15 protein-coding genes, 5 pseudogenes and 1 riboswitch are annotated in these 20,333 nt (G+C 59.4%); of the genes and pseudogenes, 9 read left to right on the forward strand and 11 right to left on the reverse strand.

Features of this window, described 5'->3' with window-relative positions; genetic code table 11:
- Positions 1-70 precede the first annotated feature (70 nt).
- From ACEUKI_RS02095 to ACEUKI_RS02115, 5 genes are all read left to right on the forward strand, one after another.
- Complete coding sequence (locus tag ACEUKI_RS02095) at positions 71-694, forward strand: DUF3043 domain-containing protein (protein ID WP_374156441.1); 624 nt, start codon at positions 71-73, stop codon at positions 692-694.
- Positions 695-842: 148 nt separating this feature from the next.
- The gene (locus ACEUKI_RS02100) at positions 843-2,333 is read left to right on the forward strand and encodes an NAD(P)/FAD-dependent oxidoreductase (RefSeq protein WP_374156442.1); all 1,491 of its coding nucleotides are present in this window, start codon (positions 843-845) and stop codon (positions 2,331-2,333) included.
- A gap of 83 nt (positions 2,334-2,416) precedes the next feature.
- Positions 2,417-3,199: a DUF4191 domain-containing protein gene (locus ACEUKI_RS02105; RefSeq protein WP_374156443.1), complete on the forward strand. Its 783-nt coding sequence runs from the start codon at positions 2,417-2,419 to the stop codon at positions 3,197-3,199.
- Between the two features lie 318 nt (positions 3,200-3,517).
- Positions 3,518-4,954 (forward strand): type I glutamate--ammonia ligase, encoded by a 1,437-nt coding sequence (gene glnA, locus ACEUKI_RS02110; protein WP_374156444.1) that lies wholly within the window; start codon positions 3,518-3,520, stop codon positions 4,952-4,954.
- A 208-nt stretch (positions 4,955-5,162) separates the two neighbouring features.
- Positions 5,163-5,909, forward strand: a complete 747-nt coding sequence (locus ACEUKI_RS02115) for a carboxymuconolactone decarboxylase family protein (protein WP_374156445.1) — start codon at positions 5,163-5,165, stop codon at positions 5,907-5,909.
- Positions 5,910-6,055: 146 nt separating this feature from the next.
- Here ACEUKI_RS02115 and ACEUKI_RS02120 read toward each other — a convergent pair whose 3' ends face one another.
- The 6 genes and pseudogenes from ACEUKI_RS02120 to ACEUKI_RS02145 form a co-directional block, all read right to left on the reverse strand.
- On the reverse strand, positions 6,056-7,126 hold the full coding sequence (locus ACEUKI_RS02120; RefSeq protein WP_374156446.1) for an AEC family transporter: 1,071 nt from the start codon (positions 7,124-7,126) through the stop codon (positions 6,056-6,058).
- A gap of 163 nt (positions 7,127-7,289) precedes the next feature.
- The gene (locus tag ACEUKI_RS02125) at positions 7,290-7,619 is read right to left on the reverse strand and encodes a hypothetical protein (RefSeq protein WP_374156447.1); all 330 of its coding nucleotides are present in this window, start codon (positions 7,617-7,619) and stop codon (positions 7,290-7,292) included.
- Positions 7,610-7,729 (reverse strand): annotated as a pseudogene (locus ACEUKI_RS02130) (DNA lyase); the annotation flags it as partial. The gene ACEUKI_RS02125 and the pseudogene ACEUKI_RS02130, both read right to left, overlap by 10 nt.
- Positions 7,730-7,975: 246 nt before the next feature.
- On the reverse strand, positions 7,976-9,334 hold the full coding sequence (locus tag ACEUKI_RS02135; RefSeq protein WP_080785170.1) for an MATE family efflux transporter: 1,359 nt from the start codon (positions 9,332-9,334) through the stop codon (positions 7,976-7,978).
- Positions 9,335-9,407: 73 nt separating this feature from the next.
- A pseudogene (locus tag ACEUKI_RS02140) lies at positions 9,408-9,599 on the reverse strand (hypothetical protein); the annotation flags it as partial.
- A pseudogene (locus tag ACEUKI_RS02145) lies at positions 9,550-10,048 on the reverse strand (transposase); the annotation flags it as partial. The pseudogenes ACEUKI_RS02140 and ACEUKI_RS02145, both read right to left, overlap by 50 nt.
- 226 nt (positions 10,049-10,274) lie before the next feature.
- Here ACEUKI_RS02145 and ACEUKI_RS02150 point away from each other — a divergent pair.
- On the forward strand, positions 10,275-11,654 hold the full coding sequence (locus tag ACEUKI_RS02150) for an ATP-binding protein (protein WP_374156448.1): 1,380 nt from the start codon (positions 10,275-10,277) through the stop codon (positions 11,652-11,654).
- A 20-nt stretch (positions 11,655-11,674) separates the two neighbouring features.
- Here the strand turns inward: ACEUKI_RS02150 and ACEUKI_RS02155 are convergent, their stop codons facing one another.
- Together ACEUKI_RS02155 and ACEUKI_RS02160 are read right to left on the reverse strand one after the other, a co-directional pair.
- Positions 11,675-12,310, reverse strand: coding sequence for a GntR family transcriptional regulator (locus ACEUKI_RS02155; protein ID WP_374156449.1), 636 nt, complete (start codon positions 12,308-12,310; stop codon positions 11,675-11,677).
- 121 nt (positions 12,311-12,431) lie between these two features.
- Entirely contained in the window at positions 12,432-13,475 is a 1,044-nt protein-coding gene (locus ACEUKI_RS02160; RefSeq protein ID WP_080785174.1) for a zinc-dependent alcohol dehydrogenase family protein, read from the reverse strand.
- 271 nt (positions 13,476-13,746) lie between these two features.
- A riboswitch (Fluoride riboswitch) is annotated at positions 13,747-13,816 on the forward strand.
- A gap of 62 nt (positions 13,817-13,878) precedes the next feature.
- On the opposite strand from ACEUKI_RS02160, the pseudogene ACEUKI_RS02165 reads away from it, so the two are divergent.
- From ACEUKI_RS02165 to ACEUKI_RS02175, 3 genes and pseudogenes are all read left to right on the forward strand, one after another.
- Positions 13,879-14,409, forward strand: a pseudogene (locus ACEUKI_RS02165) (CrcB family protein); the annotation flags it as partial.
- Positions 14,410-14,477: 68 nt separating this feature from the next.
- The gene (locus ACEUKI_RS02170; protein WP_080785176.1) at positions 14,478-14,846 is read left to right on the forward strand and encodes a CrcB family protein; all 369 of its coding nucleotides are present in this window, start codon (positions 14,478-14,480) and stop codon (positions 14,844-14,846) included.
- Positions 14,847-14,892: 46 nt separating this feature from the next.
- Positions 14,893-15,297 (forward strand): annotated as a pseudogene (locus ACEUKI_RS02175) (GtrA family protein); the annotation flags it as partial.
- A 59-nt stretch (positions 15,298-15,356) separates the two neighbouring features.
- Here ACEUKI_RS02175 and ACEUKI_RS02180 read toward each other — a convergent pair.
- From ACEUKI_RS02180 to fusA, 3 genes are all read right to left on the reverse strand, one after another.
- Positions 15,357-16,421, reverse strand: a complete 1,065-nt coding sequence (locus ACEUKI_RS02180; protein WP_080785177.1) for a YeiH family protein — start codon at positions 16,419-16,421, stop codon at positions 15,357-15,359.
- Positions 16,422-16,806: 385 nt separating this feature from the next.
- Entirely contained in the window at positions 16,807-18,006 is a 1,200-nt protein-coding gene (gene tuf, locus ACEUKI_RS02185; RefSeq protein WP_080785178.1) for an elongation factor Tu, read from the reverse strand.
- Positions 18,007-18,178: 172 nt separating this feature from the next.
- The gene (fusA, locus tag ACEUKI_RS02190; protein WP_065443789.1) at positions 18,179-20,302 is read right to left on the reverse strand and encodes an elongation factor G; all 2,124 of its coding nucleotides are present in this window, start codon (positions 20,300-20,302) and stop codon (positions 18,179-18,181) included.
- Positions 20,303-20,333 lie beyond the last annotated feature (31 nt).

Genomic DNA, 20,333 nt, shown 5'->3' on the forward strand with positions numbered 1-20,333 from the left:
TGTGTGAGCGGCGTCATTGCAATGGCTGCGCCAGTGTACAAGTGTCTGAACGTCACCGTAACCTCAAAGCATGACATGGAATCCGTTTAAGAAAAAAGAAGAGGCCCAAGCTCCTGTTGAGCAGGCCCCGAAGAAGGCATCCGATCCTTCTGAGAAAAAAGGCCGTCCTACCCCGAAGATGAAGCAGGCTCAGGCCGCCGGTATCCGTCCGCTGGTTCCGGTGGACCGCAGGGCCAGCGCCAAGGCCGCCAAAGCCCGTCTGCGTGAGAAGGAGAACGCCGAGTACGAGGCGATGCAGAAGGGCGATATCAACCACATGCCCAAGGCGGAACGCTTGCCTTGGCGTATCTACATCCGTGATTATGTGGATGCCCGTTTCAACCTTGGCGAATGGTTCATCCCGGTGGCCTTCGCGATTCTAATCGTCTCCATGTTCGTCACTTCTTTGATGCAGAACCAGTGGGCTTCCATCATCATGATGGCGCTTATGTACGGTTACCTGATTGCCGTGATCATCGACGTATGGCTGATGTGGCGCAAGCTCAAGGCCAAGCTCATCGCCAAGTACGGCGAACAGTCCGTGTCCAAGGGCTCCCGCTCCTTCTCCTACGCTTGGAGCCGTTCGATTCAGATGCGTCGTTGGAGGCTTCCCAAGCCGCGTTACCCGAAGCGCGGTCACTGGCCGGCGGACTGATTGTCCATATATACTCTGGCTCCCCTCGTTGAGGGGCTGAGCCGTAAAGAAAACAGTCCAGTGGACTGTTTTTAGGCGAAGTGGCGGCGATAGCCGCATATGGCTCCCTAGCATGGGAGCCATACTTATATGTATCAAGGAGGCAATCATGAGCGAACAGTTTGATCTGGTCATCATCGGGGCTGGCCCCGGCGGCTATTCCACAGCTCTGCGCGCGGCCGAACTCGGCATGAAAGTGGCACTCGTCGAGCGTGACACCACCGTGGGCGGCACATGTCTCAACCGTGGCTGCATCCCCTCCAAGGCGCTCATCACCGCCACCCACACCATCGACACCGTGCACCGTGCAGCCGAACTCGGCGTCAACGCCTCGGTGAATGGCATCGACTTCGGCACGCTGCGCGACTATCGCCTGCGTGTGGTCAAGACGATGGTGGGAGGACTGGCCGGGCTGCTTGCCCATCGCGGCATCACCGTGTTCCGAGCCAATGCCGCGTTCCATGCGGATGAGACCGCTCCAGCAACTTCCGACCATATCGTCCACCTCGTCCCCTCCCCCGACCAAAGCGACATCCTCACCTATCACAAGGCCGATGTCCCCGAGCCCAGCGGCCCTACGATGGACCTCACGGCCACGAACATCGTCATCGCCACCGGTGCCAAGCCACGCCCATTGCCCGGCAACCCGTTCGCCGGCGCCCTCATCGACTCCACACAGGCGCTGGAAGTCAACGAATTTCCCTCTTCGGCGGTGATTATCGGCGCCGGGGCCATCGCCCTTGAATTCGCCTCGATGTGGAACGCCGCCGGTTCGAAGGTGACCCTGCTGATTCGCAAGGACCGCGTGCTCTCAGCCTGGGACCGGAGAGCCGGCACCACGCTGACCCGTGAGCTCAAACGTCATGGCGTGAACATCATCACCCGCGCCAGCGTCACCCATGTGGACACTGGCGCGAACCTTGGTGCCACCGTGCACTACACGCGCGAAGGCCAGGACGGCGAACAAAGCGTCTGGGGCGAAATCGCCCTTGTCGCCATCGGGCGTGACCCGATCACCGACCCTGCATGGGGCGTGACGATTGACGACCACGGACATGTCGCCACGGATGCGTACGGCCGCACCGACAAACCGGGCGTATGGGCGGTGGGCGATGTGACGGCCGGTCACGCGCTGGCGCATCGTGCTTTTGAGCAAGGCATCGTCATCGCGGAGACCATCGCCGGACTCAATCCCAAGCCGGTGGACGAAGCCACCGTGCCGCAAATCGTGTTCTCCTTCCCCGAAGCGGCGTCGGTCGGGCTCACCGTCGAACAGGCGCAGGCGAGAGAGGATCTCATTGAAATCAAGGAGACCAACTATCCGATGCTGGCGAACGCGCGCATGCTGATGAGCGGCACGGCCGGTTCACTGACCCTCGTCTCCGGCTGCGACGCGACCAACCCGGACACCCCGCGCGTGCTCGGCGTGCACATGGTCTCCCAGATGGCCTCCGACATCATCGCCGAAGCCGAACAGCTGGTCGGCAACCGTGTGCCGCTCGCCGACGCAGCCCGCCTCGTTCACCCGCATCCCACGTTCAGTGAAACGCTCGGCGAGGCGCTGCTCAAGGCCGACGGACGGCCGTTGCACACACGCTGAGACCAACCAGCACAAGCAAGTTCGGACCAGCGCACCTGATAAGATGTTGTCCAGTGTGTTTCGTCCCAACAAAGGAAGAAGTGATGGCGGAAAAGGACGCGAAGCCGAAGAAGCAGAGCACAATCAAGCAGATCATCCGGATCTACAAGTACACGGCTAAGGAAGACAAGGCCCTGCCGTGGCTTGAGGCCGGTGCTTTCCTGCTGCCTGTAGTCGTGATGATCATCATCGGTCTGATTGCCAAGTGGACCTGGCTGACCTGGATCTTCACCATGGTCACCGCCATCATGCTCGGCATTCTGCTGGCCACCATGATGCTCACCCGCCGCGCGGATGCAGTCGGCTACAAGCAGATTGATGGCAAGCCTGGTGCCGCCATCGGCGTGCTGAGCAACATGCAGAAAGCCGGCTTTGACTTCCCGCAGGAACCGGTGTGGATCGACCCGAAGACCAAGGATGCCATCTGGCGCGGCACTTCGATGAACGGCATCTACCTGATCGGCGAAGGCGAATACGGTCGCGTCATGAAGGCGATGGATCGTCAGGAACACGATATCAAGGGCGTCACCGCCGGCTCCTCCATTCCGGTGTACCGCATCTCCGTGGGCCACGGCCCCAAGCAGGTGCCGCTGACCAAGCTGCGTAGCACGGTGACCAAGTCCAAGAGCTATGAGCCCACGAACCACAAGAACGCACTGATCGCCAAGATTCATCCGCGTCGTCGCTTCCTGTTGACCAAGGCCGAGATGGAAACGCTGAACGATCGTCTGCGCACGCTGCAGGCCAAGAAAGGCTATGCCATCCCCAAGGGCATGGACCCGAACCACCCGCAGAAGATCTCCCGCCGCGCGATGCGCGGTCGCTGATCGGCAGCACACCACCAAATCGCACAGAAGCCCCGGAATCCGTTAATCGGTTCCGGGGCTTCGTCATATGTCTCATAATCGCGTCCATATACATCCATCTACGTCACCTGTCAATATCCACTGTCCACGTTGCGGACATCTCTACCCACTCCCCCGATAGCCTCCGTTTCCATTCTGTAATGATGTTTCGTTGAAATAACGCGCCTGCGCGATTGTCGGCCACAGTCACGAAACATTCTCGTAACCCAAGTTTCGAGCCGGCGAAACGCGCGATTTTACGATGGATACCGTTATATTTCATACGAAAGGAGCGGTCCCGTGACCGAACTCAAGTCCAAGGAAGACGTCGAGGCCCTTATCAACAAGGAAGGCATCGAGTATGTCTCCGTCCGTTTCACCGATCTTATCGGCGTTCAGCAGCACTTCACCGTGCCGGCTAGCGAATTCCTGAAGGACGCTTTCACCGACGGCATGCCGTTCGATGGTTCCTCCGTTCAGGGCTTCCAGGCCATCAACGAGTCCGACATGAAGCTGGTCCCGGACGTTGAGACCGCTTTCGTTGACCCGTTCCGCAAGCACAAGACCCTTGACGTGGCCTTCTCCATCGTCGACCCGCTGACCGACGAGCCGTACTCCCGCGACCCGCGTCAGGTTGCCGGCAAGGCCGAGGCTTACCTGAAGTCCACCGGTATCGCCGACACCGCCTCCTTCGCTCCTGAGGCCGAGTTCTTCATCTTCGACAAGGTCCGCTTCGAGAACGGCATGAACCGCTCCTTCTACGAGGTCGACTCCATCGAGGCTCCGTGGAACTCCGGTGTTGACGTTGAGGAAGACGGCACCCCGAACATCGGTTTCAAGAACCGCGTCAAGAAGGGCTACTTCCCGGTTCCGCCGATTGACCACACTCAGGATCTGCGCGACGATATGGTCGCCAACCTGCAGAAGGTCGGCCTGATTCTCGAGCGTTCCCACCACGAGGTGGCCGGCGCTGGTCAGCAGGAGATCAACTACCGCTTCAACACCCTGCAGCACGCAGGCGATGACCTGATGAAGTACAAGTACGTCGTCCACGAGACCGCCGCTCTGGCCGGCAAGGCTGCGACCTTCATGCCGAAGCCGATCGCCGGCGACAACGGCACTGGTATGCACTGCCACCAGTCCCTGTGGAAGGACAGCAAGCCGCTGTTCTACGACGAGAAGGGCTACGCTGGCCTGTCCGATCTGGCCCGCTGGTACATCGGCGGTCTGATCAAGCACTCCTCCTCCGTGCTGGCCTTCACCAACCCGTCCCTGAACTCCTACCACCGTCTGGTTCCGGGCTTCGAGGCTCCGGTCAACCTGGTGTATTCCGCTCGTAACCGTTCTGCCGCCATCCGTATTCCGCTGGCCGGCACCTCCCCGGCTGCCAAGCGCATCGAGTTCCGCGCTCCGGATCCGTCCTGCAACCCGTTCCTGGCCTTCTCCGCTCAGCTGATGGCTGGCCTGGACGGCATCCTGAACCACATCGAGCCTCCGGAGCCGGTCGACAAGGACCTCTACGAGCTGCCGCCGGAAGAGCACGCTGGCATCAAGCAGGTGCCGAGCTCCCTGGCTGAGGCTATGGACGCCCTGGAAGAGGACCACGACTTCCTCACCGCCGGCGACGTGTTCACCGACGACCTGATCGAGACCTGGATTGGCCTCAAGCGCGACGAGATCGACCAGGCTCGCCTATCTCCGACCCCGCTCGAGTACGAGCTCTACTTCCACATCTGAGTTTGAGATCTCAGCAACGTTGGAATTCCGTCATTGCTCTTCTCTTGTGGGAGTCTAATGGGAGTCATTCAGCGTAACTAGAAAGAACCTCGTGAAATTCGTTTCGCGAGGTTCTTTTTTTGTGTGTTGTGTTGTGTGTTATGCGATGTGTGTTGCTCCTGGAATATTCCAGCTGCGGGCCGCTACTTAGTCTCCCAACGCTCCCTACGTGGTCGTGTTAAAAGCCGTCGTTTCTAACGTCCCCTGCCTGTTCGAGGGCCAAGACGACCCGGACCTGGCCGAAATCATCGAGAATTTCGCGTTCGATGAGGTCCCGAACGAGCCGGGCGTCAACGAATTGGATGACAAGACCCGCTATCTGGCGATTCTGGCCACCTTGCTCGGCAGCCAGAGTCTCACCGAGTTCCGCGGCATCGTGCCGGCCGCGATGATCGCTGGACTCACACCGGTGGAAATCAAGGAAGCGACGTATCAGGCTGTGGCATACCTAGGCATCGCCCGCGTCTATCCGTTTATCGCGGCACTGAACGAAGTGCTGCGCGCGCAGGGAGTAAAGCTGCCGCTGCCCTCGCAGTCCACCTCGACTACCGGAACAAGGCGGGAGGCCGGCACCCAAGCCCAAGTGGATATCTTCGGCGAGGGCATGAAGGATTTCTACAAGTCCGGCCCCGATGAGAAGCGCCATATCAATCGCTGGCTGGCGGCCAACTGCTTCGGCGACTACTACACCCGCACCGGGCTCGACCTGAAGCAGCGCGAGATGATCACGTTCTGCTTCCTTGCCGCCCAGGGTGGGTGCGAGCCGCAATTGACCAGTCATGCCCACGCCAATATGCGCATCGGCAACAATCGACACTTCCTCATCACTGTGGCATCGCAGTGCATGCCGTACATCGGCTACCCACGCACGCTCAACGCGCTGCGCTGCGTCGATGAGGCCGCGAAAAGTATGTGATAAGGGCCATTTGCGCTTAATTATCTTTCGGTCAGAACAACAGAAAATGGTTCCTGGTTCGTGGTAAAAAGAATAGCCAGCATTCATTTATGAATGAGGTTCCAAGCGCCGGAGGCCCCGGCATTCTTTTCGTCGAAGGGGACAATTCAGAACACGACCGCCGACACAATTGTCAGGGAAGCCAGCGAGAACAGCGTGCTTACGAGCACGAAGCCGACCGCATACTCGGGCATGTTGTTCTTGCGACCGGTGAACATGGCAATGGTGGTCATGGTCGGCAGTCCGGCGATGACCGTAATCATCAGCACCATGTCATGGGTGATCGGCAGTTGCGGCAATGCGCCGGTCAGCGCGGTCAGTAGCGCGTAGAAGGCGAGCGGGAATGCGATCATCTTGGCGACTAGGCCAACATAGAGTTCGTAGCGTTTGAGGACGCCCCACCACTTGGTCAGTGCGAACAGGCCACCCAAGTAGATTAGCGACATCGGCGTGGCCATATTGCCGATGGTGTGCAGCGGCTTCAGGATGATGTCCGGCACCTTGACGCCGAGCAGAATCAGAATCAGGGCGAGCATCACGCCGATGAAGGCGGGATCGACGAATCGTTTAAGCAGGCCGAGGACGCGGGTGCCTAGCGAGGGGCGGACGGCCACCGGAGAACCGCTGTTCGCAGCCTCCCCCACCGAACCGGCGCCGTTCACCGAACCGTTCGCGACCGCACCTCGCGCGCCAATCGCGTTGCCGCCAGTCGTTTCGGCGACCGGCTCGCACAGCCATACGCCGTACGTCCAGAGCAGCGTCTGGTCGATGATCGATATCAGCGCCACGTAAATCGCACCGTTCTGTGGCCAAAGTGCCATAATCAACGGAATGCCGATGAATCCGGCGTTGCCGAAAATCAGCGCCGCCTGGAACACGTGGCTGCGTGAGCCCTTGAGCCGCAACAGTTTGGCGACCAGCCAGAACACCAAGATGAGCAGCGCGTACATCACGGCGGTCAGCAGCATCACGCCCCAGTTGGCGGCGAGCTGCGCGCGGTCCGCACCATCGACGGCGTTCGAAAACACAAGCACGGGGATGAGCACGTTGAGCAACAACGAGCACATGCCATCCAACGCCGTCTGACCGTAGAATCGAAGCCTTACACATCCATACCCGACCATCAGCATGATCAGAAATCCGACCAACTGGCCAACCATGACGCCGAACTGCCCCATGCACACTCCTCTCGCTCGCGTTCCCCTGATTTCCTGTCACTGGTTCATATAGGCAACCATCTGGACAACAACTCACCACGCAGGATGCAACCGAACCGACATCTATCCTCTGCCTCTGTGTTCCCTATCCCTTTTCCTCTCCAATCGGCGACCTGCTGGCCAGTCAAATCGACATCAGTGACATGCCGTCGGCGCGGGCGATGTCTTCGATGGTGAGGCGTTCGCCGTAGTGGTAGTAGATGAATCGCGCCATGCTCCAGAACGCCATCCAATCCGGGTCGTTGCGCGGGTGCGCGACTTCCAAACCGACGTACCTGAGCATTATCGAGGCGATGCGCGACGCAGATGCGATGAGGTCCAAAGGCGTGGCGGGGCCAGTAGGTAGCGCGCCTGCTTCAATCGGCATGGCAGCCGCCGATTCGCCCGCCGCGCCATCCATCGGTTCGCCCGTCGATTCGGCTATCGATTCGCCGAATAAGGCGCCGCCGGCCACCACCCGGTCGGGCCGAGTACGTCAGCCATGGTGCGGTACAGCGATTCGATGCGCGCCGGCACGGGCCACTTGTGTGCCTGGTTGGCTTTCATACGTTTCATATTCTGCATTCAGGCTCCGTATTAGCCATCCGCCATTCATTTATTAGGTCGATTATGCGTTCATTAGGTCACTTGTGATGAACACTGCCTTCAAGAATGGCTTCATTCCAATGCTCATTATCTCGTGCTAAGCAGGGCACCGACCTAATGAACGCATAATCGACCTAATGAACGCAACGGTAAGGGAAAACTACAGAGATTCAGACGAAATATGCTCGGCCCACCTGGTCTGGAAGTCGAAAATCTTGATGACATCTACCGCAATTCATGCAGGATTCGCCGCATGAACGGGATGGTGACCACGAACGTCAGCACGTCGGACACCGATTGGGCCATTTCCACGCCGAGCACGCCGAACATCATCGGCAAAATCAGCACGATTGGCGCCAGGAACAGGCCTTGCCTGCACAAGGCCAGGAACGAGGCGATGCCGGTGCGGCCCATGGTCTGGGTCATCATATTGCCCATCATGTTGAAGCCGTTGAGAATCACCGTGCAGCATTGAATATGTAGCGCAGCCACGCCCACCGCCACCACGGCCGGGTCGGAACGGAAGATCTCGACCAGTTGCGGCGCGAAAATCCACAGCAGCGCTGCCAACGCCACGAGCACGCAGGTGGCGAGCCGCACGCAGAACCAATATCCCTCTTTGACTCGCGCGAACAGGCCGGCCCCGTAGTTGTATCCGCACACCGGCTGGAAACCTTGGCCGAGGCCCACGATCACCGAATTGGCGCCCAACATGATGCGCATCACGATGGCCATGCCGGCGATGGCCGCGTCGCCGAATGGATTGGCGGCAATGTTCGCGCAAGTCACGGAAATCGAGCCGGCGCCTTGGCGGATCAGCGAAGGCAGACCGCCGCCAGCCACTTCGCGCATGAGCAGCATATCCGGTTTGCAATTGCGCAGGGACAGTTTCATCACGCCGAATTTGCGGCTCATCGTGGTCAGAATCGTGAAGCTCACCGTCTGGCAGATGGCGGTGGCGAGGCCGGCACCGAAAATTCCGAGGTGCAGCACGAAGATGAGCAACGGCGCGAGCAGGAAATTCAGCAATGCGCCTGAAACCAGACCAATCATGCCGAACGCCGATTGACCTTGGTATCTCAACAATCCGTTGAGTGCGAACGAACCGCACACGCAGGGTGCGGCGACCAGCAACGGCGTCAGATATTGCACGGCGTATGGGGCGATCGTCGAGGTCGAGCCCAGCATGACGACAAGTGGACGCAGGGTCAGCAGTCCGATTGTGGCAATCACCAAACCGGAGATCACCGCGCCCGCAAAGCCCACGGCCAGTAGTCGGGAGGCACGATCATTGTTCTGCTTGCCGAGTTCGCGGCTCATCGAGTTGCCTGCACCGTTGCCGAAGAAGAAGCCGAGCGCCTGCATCACGGTCATGATGGAGAACGCGATACCGATAGCACCGGACTGCGCGGTGCCGAGCTGACCGATGAAAAAGGTGTCAGTCAGGTTGTATGCAGTAGTCACCAGATTGGAAATGACGGCCGGCAGGCACAGTTTGAGAATCAGCGGTTTAACCGGCTGCCCGGTCATCTGCCGATATTTCGCGTCCGCGCTTGCGCGTCTAATACCATGAACCTGCACCACGGACGGTTATCCTACTCGCGCACCTGTTCATCTGACTCCACGTGACCGCCATACGGGTTGAGCACGCTCATCCCACGAGTTGAGGCAGGCTCAGGGAAACGTTGCCGCCACCCTGATCCGTCGCCTCACTCAATTTTTCCTTGGCCGCTTTGCGCTTATCCGAGACCTTCATCTTCGCCGCTTTGCCCTTAGCCGCTTTAATCGCACGCCGAATCGCGTCGGCTTCGGACGCATAGCGGGAGCCTCCACAATCCGGGCATTTTCGACCGGCGTCCCTTCGCCCGCGTGCGATGCCGTTTGCCCCGCGGCAGGTACCGCCTGGGGTCCAATGCCTTCTGCGGTTTCGCGTGGATCCACTGGTAGAGGCATTCGTGGCTGACGCGCATATGCGGGTCGGACGGCCATTCGGCCTTCAGCCTGCCCTCGATCGTCTCGGGCGTCCAGCCCTTCCCAAGCGTGTCCATGACCCACGCGAGCAGCGGCGAATACGCCATGCGCATCGGCTTGCGCGATTGACGCGCGCGTTGCTCGGCCTTGCGCTGCGCGGTCATGGCCGAGTAGAACGGCCTCGACGTCCACGCGCCCGCCTTCAACCGTTTCGGCCTGTAGGGGCGATAGGACTCGTTTCTCGTCGGACGCGGACCACAGGCCGCGCCGCAGCTCGCGGCTGACGGTGGACTTGTCGCGGTCGATCCTCAGGGCGATCTGACGGACCCGAGCCCGTCACGGTTCCTCAACTCGTCGATACAGCAGTTCAGCCGCACAGTCATCCAGCCCTCCCTTTACAAGCACGTCCAATTCACCATTTACACGGCATTTTGCACCAAAACCCTACTTTAAAATGCGGCATTTTGCACCAAAACCCCATTTTGAAATGCGACATTTTGCACATACAAGGCAGAAAATGCTACTCTCATAAGGGATTCGGAAAGGAACTGCCATGCTTGAGCGCAAAATCTCGGACGATCTGCTGGAATGGAAGCGGAGCGGTACCGGCAAAGCACTGCTGCTGACCGGCGCTCGCCAGATCGGCAAGAGCTACGCGGTACGCGAGTTCGCCAAGCACGAATACGCCCATTACCTTGAAATCAACCTGTACGAGAACAAGCAGGCGGCCCGCGCGCTCGCATCGGCGAACGACGTGCAGGAGTTCATCAGCCGCCTTACCTTGTTCTCACCTTCAACGCTCATTCCCGGTGATACGTTGATTTTCATCGACGAGGTGCAAGAGGCACCGGATGTAATGACCATGGTCAAGTTTCTGGTGGCCGATGGCCGTTTCGATTATGTGTTCTCCGGTTCCATGCTCGGCACTGAGTTCAAGGGCGTACGCTCCTACCCCGTTGGCTCGGTCATCGAAAAAACCATGCGCCCCATGGATTTTGAAGAATTCTGTTGGGCCATCGGCGTACAGAAGGCGACACTTGAAAACATCCGAGAATCCTGCCGGTCGGTCACGCCGATCGACCAGTATATTCACGATGCGATGATGACGAACTTCCGCACCTATCTGGTAGTCGGCGGTATGCCGGAAATCGTGCAACGTTTTCTGGACACCAAGGGTGATTTGGCGGCTGTGCGCGCGGTGCAGAACGAGTTGAACCGGCAATATCGCCACGATATTTCGCAGTACGCAGGCAATCGCGCATTGCAGGTGCAGGAGATCTTCGACCAGCTCCCCACTCAGCTGATTGACGGTAACAGCAGATTCGCCGTCTCCTCCATCAGCCCCGGTGCTCGGTACGACCGCAATCAGAAGGATTTTCTTTGGCTTGTCGATGCGGGTGTGGCATTGAAAACCAACTGCGTCACCGAGCCGAAATCGCCATTGAAACGCACGGCGCAATCACCGAAGTTCAAACTGTACCAGTCTGATACCGGTATGCTCATGGCACGATACCCGCAACCGACCGCGCAAGCCGCATACCTTGATGATTCCTCACCGAATCTGGGTGCCATCTACGAGAACGTGATTGCTCAGGAGCTGACGGCGCAAGGCATTCCGCTGTATTACTACATGGCAAAGAAACATGGTGAAGTCGATTTCATCGCTGACACGAACGCCGATTCTGTGATGCCGTTCGAGGTCAAGTCGGGGCGCAGCTACCGCACGCACGCCGCCATCGACGCCGTATTGGCCAATGCCGAATATCGCATCTCGCAGGGCGTGGTGCTGTCCCGCTCCAATATTGCGCAGGACGGCGGAACAACCTATCTTCCGCTGTATGCCACGTACTGCTTGCGAGATGTCTGCAATCTGGCCTCGCCCTCGACCGTCAGCACCATCGGCGACTTTTCGCTGACGGTGCACCCCGTGTAGGCTTCGCATCGGTGCGCGCTTTACCACTGCGCGCGCAGGGCGTTGAAGGCGTCATCGAGGCTCGCGCCAAGCCGGCGGGCCTCGTCGGCATAGGTCTTGGCCGCGCGCACCAGCGGTTCGGGAATCGGCTTGACCCGTTTTACACGCGCCGCGCGTCCGGCACCGGTGTCGATGATGCCGCAGTCGGCGAGTTCGGTGTACGCCTTGGCCACGGTTCCCGGCGCGATGCGCAGATCGCCGGCAAGTTGGCGGACCGACGGCAGACGGTCTCCGTCATGCAACGCGCCGACCCGAACCATGCCTTCGATCTGAGCGCGAATCTGCTCATACACCGGCGTCGGCGACGATTCGCGAATCACCAGCCGCAGCTCGTCGCCACCGTTCACGACCGACCCCGAACGTTTCGAGCCGCTTCGGCGCCATCCACAGGCGAACCTTCGCCGGAATCGGCCTACCAGATCGGCACCCCCGGCCGCTACCCCATCGAGCAGCTGCTTATTCCGATCGAGGGCACGGCTTATTACATCGGCGCGACCTGGCTCAAGCCGTTCGCCACGTACGGCGCTTTCGGCATCACCGACGAGGCCCTCGCCCAGTCCGCTGCACAGTACAAGGCACTGCTCGCCGAGTAACAGGTGACCGGTTTGCGTCACCACAATCGTTCAGCGTAAACCGCGTCAGACACATAACAACGTCCGTATGTATGCGAGGGTCTCGTTACGACGCATACATACGGACGTTAAATACCACTGTGGTAAACCCCGTCACACCACGCGATTAGAACCGGATCAACGCCTTAATAACTTTGCGCTGGTCCATGGCCTCATAAGCGTCCTGAATATGGTCGAGGTCATATTCGGCGGTGAACACGCGACCGGGGTTGATTTCGCCTTTAAGCACCGCATCCAGCAGACCACCGTCAATATCGTAGTGGCGCACGGGAGCTGGGCCGCCCTTGATGCCGACGTTGCCGTAGAACGTGCCTTCGGCGCTGATCTCCACGTCGTGCGGCAGACCCACGCGCCCAATCACGCCGCCACGGCGAACCAGACCAATCGCCGTGTCGAACGACTGCTTGGAGCCCACGCATTCGAGCACCGCGTCCGCACCATAGCCGCCGGTCATTCCTAGCACCTTGTCAATAGCTTCTTGGCCGCGCTCGGGCACGATATCAGTCGCACCAAATTCGCGGGCGAGCGCCGCGCGATCCTCGTGACGGCTCATGGAGATAATGCGCGTGGCACCACGCATCTTGGCGGCAATCACACCGCACAGGCCGACTGCACCATCGCCCATGACCACGGCGGTATCGCCGGGCTTGACCTCGGCAGAAACCGCCGCGTGATAACCGGTGGACATCACATCGGAAACGGTCAGCAGCGAAGCGAGCGTCGCGTCATCGTAGTCTTCCGGTGAACCGGGCACCTTGACCACGGTGCCGTCCGCCTCGGGCACACGCAGGTATTCGGCCTGACAAGCGGAGAAGTAGCCGCCGTGCGGGCACACGGATTCGAAGCCGGCCTTGCATACCGGGCACTTGCCGCAGCTGTACGGGAATGGTACGACCACGAAATCACCTGGCTTAACGGATTCGACCGCCGCGCCAGTCTCCTCGACCACGCCAATGGCTTCGTGGCCCACCTGACTGTGCGCGGTCTGGCCGCTCAGCCCACGGAAGAACCACAAATCGGAGCCGCATACACAGGTGCGCACCATGCGAATCACAATGTCATCATCCTGCTGAAGTGCCGCCTTTGGCACCTCTTCCACGGTCATCTTGCCAGGCTCAACGAAAATCGCGGCCTTCATGGTTTCAGACATATTCACAACTCCTTGTTTCCGGCACCGAGCGATTAGGGCCCGTTATCCTCATGTTCCATTAAACGACAATCGATCTGTATTAGCCAATAGCCATAAACCATGTTGAGCCATACCCACGAGGTATGGAAGTAACCAAGCAATTCATCTACGTGCTTTATCGCCTCACGGCAACCAAGTTCATCGGCATTGCAGAAGTCTCTTGCCGAAATCCACCGCGATAGGCCAATATCCGAGATACTGCTGCCGTTTGTTGTCGCCGCCACGAGTAGGCTAAGGAACCGGCGATGGAACCCGCCTGAACTCGTTTCGAACCGCACACTGCTGATAGTTCCTACACACGATTTGATATTGCATGGAGTCGTTGTGTCTTCAGCAGGATCCAGCGGTTTCCGGAAAGGCTATTATGGGTTCGCAATCCCCATCCACAGACGCTAGACCGAGCGTACGTACGGTCACCTCCCCGACTCGCAAACTTCCCGACATTCATCTTGATATTGCGTTAGTCGTCTTCTGCGGCGGCGCCATCGGCACCGCAATTCGCTATGCGTTTGCTCAAATTCCCGCAGCCGGCAGCTTCCATACCGGCACGTTCGTGGCCAACATGCTGGCCTGCTTCTGCTATGCAGGGTTGACCGCTTACTTGGCCGGCTCCTCTCGATTCGGCGCACGCTCCAAGGAATTCGCCAGCCGCGGACTCGGCATGGGCGTATGCGGCGGCCTGTCCACGATGTCGACACTTGCGTTAGAAGGCTTCACCGCGATTTGCGACGGTCAGGCGGCGGCCGGCATCGCCTATCTGCTGGTGACGTTTGTGCTTGGATTGGCTTGCGCAACTGCCGGCGTATGGACCGGGACACATCTGGCCGGCTCTCCATCAGGTGATGCCCAAACTGCCGTATCGACTCGTTCGGCTCATTCGGCCAGCGCCGCGAAGATGGAATCGACTGCGGATCCCGCATCTGCCTCTCACTCTTCTGCCACGATCATGGGAGGCGCACGCTGATGGCATCTGCAATCTTGCCAATTCTGGTATGTCTATGCGGCGGCGTGGGCGCTTCCTGCCGCTATCTGCTGGATGTGACCATCAAAACGTATTGGCAGCGCGCATTTCCGCTCTCCACATTCACTATCAATCTCATTGCCGGTTTTCTAGCTGGATTGGTTGCTGCGCTGGCACTTGGCGGAACATTGGACGAACCGTGGCGTCTGGTACTGGCCACTGGTTTCCTCGGCGGCTTCTCCACGTTCTCGACCGCCATCAACGAAATGGTGACGCTCTTCCGCAAACGCCACTACCCCACCGCAACGGCTTATCTGGCGTTATCTTTAGTAGTGCCGATTGCTGCGGCGGCCTGTGGTTTTCTCGCATAGAAGCGATATCATGCTGCGAGATTGAGGGGAAGACGAATGGCCGGAGATGCATGGCATGGCGGACACAGAAGAGAAGAACAAGCAGAACGGGCTCGCCGTGCTGGGCAAGTATGTGGGCGTTTCGGCCACGCAGACCATTGTGGAGTATGCGACGTTCGCGATTTTGCACTTGATTGGCGTACCCTCACAGGTCTCCAACGGCATCGCAGTAGCGTGCTCCGCGACCTACAACTTCGTGATGAACCGCAATGTGACGTTCAAATCGTCCAGCAACTTCACCCGATCGGTGGTGCTGTTCGTACTGCTGTGGATCTGGAACTTCACGTTCAGCACGCTGCTGATCGGCTGGATGCCGGACGCGACGAGCCTGAGCCCGTATGTGGTGAAATTCATCGCGATGGCCTGCCAGTTCGGCTGGGGTTATCCGTTGTGCAAGTACGTGATTTTTAGGTGGCACATTCCAATTGCTCACTGTCGTTCGCCTTCGGCTATTTGTATTTGGAGCGCTTATCAGAAGAACAGCACAGCAACACCTGCGGCGAAGCACATGAGCAGAATCGATGTCAGGAAGCTGGCGAGCATCGGCTTCTTGCCCTTGGACGCGATGGCCTTGAAGTTCACATTGATGCCGAGCGCGGCCATGGCCATGCCGAGCACGATGTACGCAAAGTCCACAAGCTGCGGGGTGATGGAGGCGATGAGCGGCACGAAGGTGCCGATGATCGAAGCGCCGATGAAGCCGAGCATGAACCACGGGAAGGCCACGGTCTTCTTGCCGGTGTTCTCCACCTCGGAGTGCTTCTTCTCCCACCAGATAGCGATGATGATGGCCGCGAACACGAGCATGAGCACGCGGGAAAGCTTCATGATGGTGGCGATGTCCACCGCGCCGAAAGCGTCGCCGGCGGCGACCGCGTGGGCGATTTCGTGCAGGGAAGCACCGGCGGTGATGCCCAGCTGGTCCTTGGTCATGCCGGTCAGCGGGCCGAGCGCGATCTCCAGCAACGCGAACACAGTACCCATAATGGCTACGATGGCCACGGCCATGGTCACGTCGTTGTCCTTCTCGTCCTGCTTGTCCTCAGGCACCTTGATGGAACCGGCCAGGCCCATGACGGCGGCCGCACCGCAGATGCCGGTGCCACCGGCGGTCAGGATGGCGAGCATCGGGTCGACACCGAGCTTGCGGGCGATGGCATAGCACACGATGATGGTCAGCGTGACGACCACAGCGGCGATCGGCAGACACTTGATGCCCTGTGTGAACAGCACGGCGAGGTTGAGCTTGAAACCGAGCAGGATGATGCCGAGGCGCAGCAGCTTGTTGGAAATCAGGCCAGCGGCGTCCTTGACGCCTGCCTTGCGGCCATCATTGGAACCGACGTAGGCACTGCGGATCGGGAACTGGATGATCATACCGATGAGCAGCGCGATGATAAGCGCGCCGAACAGGCTGAATCCGGGGAACTGCTTGAGCCAGGAGGCGAACAGCGAGGCCAGCAGAGTCAGAACGCCAATGAACAACATGTCAACGGTGGCAATGCGCTTCCACCATTTTGTACAGAACTCTTTCACGGTGTCTATTGAATCTCAAGTGTTTACATCGGTCAAATCATTGCCACTGCGAGAACGAGACCGCCAATGGCTCACGATCCTCCTGCACGCGTGCAATCTGCTCGCGCGTATCACGCCATAATCCATCAGCTGGCACTCCCCTGTCGGCTGCCAGTCGCCTGCATACACGTGATAAATAAGCGTGTGTCCGGCACGTCCCGGCTGTGCACGGCGTTCCGCGAACGCGCATTCCTCTTATCTATTGGAAAGCAACACTAGCGCATCCAGGCCGGAAGTCGTGGTACATATCCATATCCTGCTGCGGTTATAGAAAATCCCCTTCGAGGAAACTCGGAGGGGATTTTCTATAACGCTAGTTCAAGCGAAGATCCTTGTCTGATGAAAATCAGGCGAGGATCTTGGTCACACGACCGGAGCCGACGGTGTGGCCACCTTCACGCACAGCGAAGGTCAGGCCTTCCTCCATAGCGATGGGCTGAATCAGCTCAACGGTGAAGGTAGCGTGGTCGCCCGGCTGAACCATCTCGACGCCTTCCGGCAGCTCGATGACGCCGGTGACGTCGGTGGTGCGGAAGTAGAACTGCGGACGGTAGTTGGAGAAGAACGGCGAGTGACGGCCGCCTTCGTCCTTGGTCAGCACGTAGACTTCGCCCTCGAACTTGGTGTGCGGGGTGACGGAGCCCGGCTTGGCCACAACCTGGCCACGCTCGACATCGTCACGGCCGAGACCACGCAGCAGCAGACCGGTGTTGTCGCCAGCCTCGCAGGAGTCCATGGTCTTGTGGAAGGTCTCGATGGAGGTGACGGTGGTCTGCTGGGTCTGACGGATACCAACGATCTCGACCGGGGTGTTGACGGCCAGCTGGCCACGCTCGACACGACCGGTGACAACGGTACCACGGCCGGAGATGGTGAAGACGTCCTCGATCGGCATCAGGAACGGCTTGTCCAGGTCGTGAACCGGGGTCGGGATGTATTCGTCGACAGCGTCCATGAGGTCCTTAACGGACTGGACCCACTTCTCGTGATCCGGGGCATCGTCGTGCAGAGCACCGTAAGCGGAGGTGTGGATGACCGGGCAGTCACGGTCGAAGCCGTTCTCGTCGAGGAGGTCGCGGACCTCTTCTTCGACGAGCTCGATGAGCTCTTCATCGTCGACCATGTCGCACTTGTTCAGGGCGACGAGGATCTTCGGAACGCCAACCTGACGGGCGAGCAGCACGTGCTCGCGAGTCTGGGCCATCGGGCCGTCGGTGGCGGCCACAACGAGGATAGCGCCATCCATCTGGGCAGCACCGGTAATCATGTTCTTCACGAAGTCGGCGTGGCCCGGGCAGTCGACGTGAGCGTAGTGACGCTCAGCGGTCTGGTACTCGATGTGGGCGATGTTGATGGTGATACCGCGGGCGGCCTCTTCCGGAGCGGAATCGATCTGGTTGAAGTCGTACTCCGGGTTGACATCCGGGAACTCCTCGTGCAGCACCTTGGAGATGGCGGCAGTCAGGGTAGTCTTACCGTGGTCGACGTGGCCGATGGTACCGATGTTAACGTGCGGCTTAGTACGCTCGTACTTTTCCTTTGCCATTACTTTTGTCCTCCTGGACGTCTCGTGAGTTTCCTGCACCCTTTCGCACAGGGACTCGCTTATTCTACTGGGTTTCTGGGTTATGTGCCACTTTGAAGAGCCAGAACCCAGTCAGCGGTACACGATACTACCGCTGACTGGAGACACTGGCTACTTCATGCAGTGGCGCGTGTCACTCGCCGCGCTGGGCCTTGATGATCTCCTCGGAGACGCTCTTCGGCACCTCGTCGTAGGAGTCCATCTCCATGGTGAACATGGCGCGGCCCTGGGTCTTGGAACGCAGGTCGCCGATGTAGCCGAACATCTCGGACAGCGGGACCTTGGCGTCGATGACCTTGACGCCGACACCGTCGGTCATGGACTGGATGTTGCCACGGCGCTGGTTCAGATCGCCGATGACTTCGCCCATGTACTCTTCCGGCGTACGGACTTCGACCTTCATAATCGGTTCGAGAATGACCGGCTTGGCCTTCGGGGCAGCTTCCTTGAAGCACATGGAACCTGCGAGCTTGAAGGCCATTTCGGAGGAATCGACCGGGTGCATCTGGCCGTCGGTGACGGTGGCCTTGACGCCCACGACCGGGAAGCCGGCGAGAACACCGGACTCCATAGCCTCCTTGACACCGGCCTCGATGGGGCCGATGAATTCGGCGGAGATGTGGCCGCCGGTGACCTTGTTCTCGAACTCGAAGGTCTTGCCCTCGGTGGTGTCGAGCGGCTCGAAGTTCATCAGGACCTTTGCGAACTGGCCGGAACCACCGGTCTGCTTCTTGTGGGTGTAGCCCTGGTCCATGACGGCCTTGCGGATGGTCTCGCGGTAGGCAACCTGCGGCTTGCCCTGGTTGCACTCAACCTTGAACTCGCGGCGCATACGGTCGACGATGATGTCGAGCTGGAGCTCGCCCATGCCGGAGATCAGGGTCTGGCCGGACTCTTCGTCGGTCGTGACCTGGAAGGTCGGATCCTCTTCGGCCAGCTTGGACAGGGCGATACCCATCTTCTCCTGGTCGGCCTTGGTCTTCGGCTCGACGGCCACCTGGATCACAGGATCCGGGAAGGTCATGGAGTCGAGGGTGATCGGATCGTCGATGGCGCACAGGGTGTCACCGGTGGTCACGTTCTTCAGGCCCACGAAGGTGTAGATGTTACCGGCGTCAGCGCGGTCCATCGGGTTTTCCTTATCGGCGTGCATCTGGAAGATCTTGCCGATACGTTCCTTCTTCTCGCGGGTGGAGTCGAGCACGGAGTCGCCCGGCACAACGGAGCCGGAGTAGACGCGCACGAACACGAGCTTGCCGTAGAACGGGTGAGTGGAGATCTTGAAGACCAGAGCCGCGAACGGATCGGACTTGACCGGGTGACGGTCGATCTCGACGGACTCATCGCCAGGCTTGTAGCCCTTGATGGCCGGCACGTCTTCAGGAGACGGCAGGTAATCGACAACGCCGTCCAGCATCGGCTGAACGCCCTTGTCCTTGAAGGCGGAACCGCAGAAGATCGGGAAGGCTTCCTTGGCGATGGTGAGCTTACGCACGCCAGCGCGGATGTCTTCCTTGGACAGGTCGCCGTCCTCGAAGAACTTGTTCATGAGGTCGTCGTCGGCTTCGGCAGCGGCTTCCACGAGCTTCTCGTGGTACTCCTGAGCCTTGTCCTTGAGGTCGTCCGGGATCTCAGTGGTGTCGTACTTGGCGCCGAGCTCCTCGGTACCGTTCCACACGTAAGCCTGCATCTCAACCAGGTCGACAACGCCAGTGAAGTCGTTCTCGGAACCGATCGGCAGCTGCATCACGATCGGAGTAGCGCCCAGCTTCTCCTTGATGGTGTCGACGGAGTAGTAGAAGTTCGCGCCCAGCTTGTCCATCTTGTTGATGAAGCAGATACGCGGAACGCCGTACTTGTCAGCCTGACGCCACACGGTCTCGGACTGCGGCTCCACGCCTTCCTTGCCGTCGAACACGGCAACGGCACCATCGAGCACACGCAGGGAGCGCTCCACCTCGGCCGTGAAGTCCACGTGGCCAGGGGTATCGATGATGTTGATCTGGAACTTGTCCTTGGTGTCGTGGGACTGACGGCTCCAGAAGCAGGTGGTAGCAGCGGACTGGATGGTGATACCACGTTCCTGCTCCTGCGCCATGAAGTCCATGGTGGAGGCGCCGTCGTGGGTCTCGCCGATCTTGTAGTTCTTACCGGTGTAGAACAGAATACGCTCGGTAGTGGTGGTCTTGCCGGCATCAATGTGGGCCATGATGCCGATATTGCGGACGTCGTGGAGGTCCGAAATCTCTTCAGCCATCTTTTTCCTTAGTTTTACTCAGGGCGAGTGA

Source organism: Bifidobacterium sp. 2450, from assembly GCF_041900695.1.
Lineage (GTDB): Bacteria > Actinomycetota > Actinomycetes > Actinomycetales > Bifidobacteriaceae > Bifidobacterium > Bifidobacterium longum.

What these genes read in the sequence shown, in the direction of transcription:
- ACEUKI_RS02095 (WP_374156441.1), top strand. Translation starts at nt 71, where the DNA reads ATGACATGGAATCCGTTTAAGAAAAAAGAAGAGGCCCAAGCTCCTGTT.
- ACEUKI_RS02100 (WP_374156442.1), top strand. Translation starts at nt 843, where the DNA reads ATGAGCGAACAGTTTGATCTGGTCATCATCGGGGCTGGCCCCGGCGGC.
- ACEUKI_RS02105 (WP_374156443.1), top strand. Translation starts at nt 2,417, where the DNA reads ATGGCGGAAAAGGACGCGAAGCCGAAGAAGCAGAGCACAATCAAGCAG.
- ACEUKI_RS02120 (WP_374156446.1), bottom strand. Translation starts at nt 7,126, where the DNA reads ATGGGGCAGTTCGGCGTCATGGTTGGCCAGTTGGTCGGATTTCTGATC.
- ACEUKI_RS02150 (WP_374156448.1), top strand. Translation starts at nt 10,275, where the DNA reads ATGCTTGAGCGCAAAATCTCGGACGATCTGCTGGAATGGAAGCGGAGC.
- ACEUKI_RS02160 (WP_080785174.1), bottom strand. Translation starts at nt 13,475, where the DNA reads ATGTCTGAAACCATGAAGGCCGCGATTTTCGTTGAGCCTGGCAAGATG.
- ACEUKI_RS02170 (WP_080785176.1), top strand. Translation starts at nt 14,478, where the DNA reads ATGGCATCTGCAATCTTGCCAATTCTGGTATGTCTATGCGGCGGCGTG.
- tuf (WP_080785178.1), bottom strand. Translation starts at nt 18,006, where the DNA reads ATGGCAAAGGAAAAGTACGAGCGTACTAAGCCGCACGTTAACATCGGT.
- fusA (WP_065443789.1), bottom strand. Translation starts at nt 20,302, where the DNA reads ATGGCTGAAGAGATTTCGGACCTCCACGACGTCCGCAATATCGGCATC.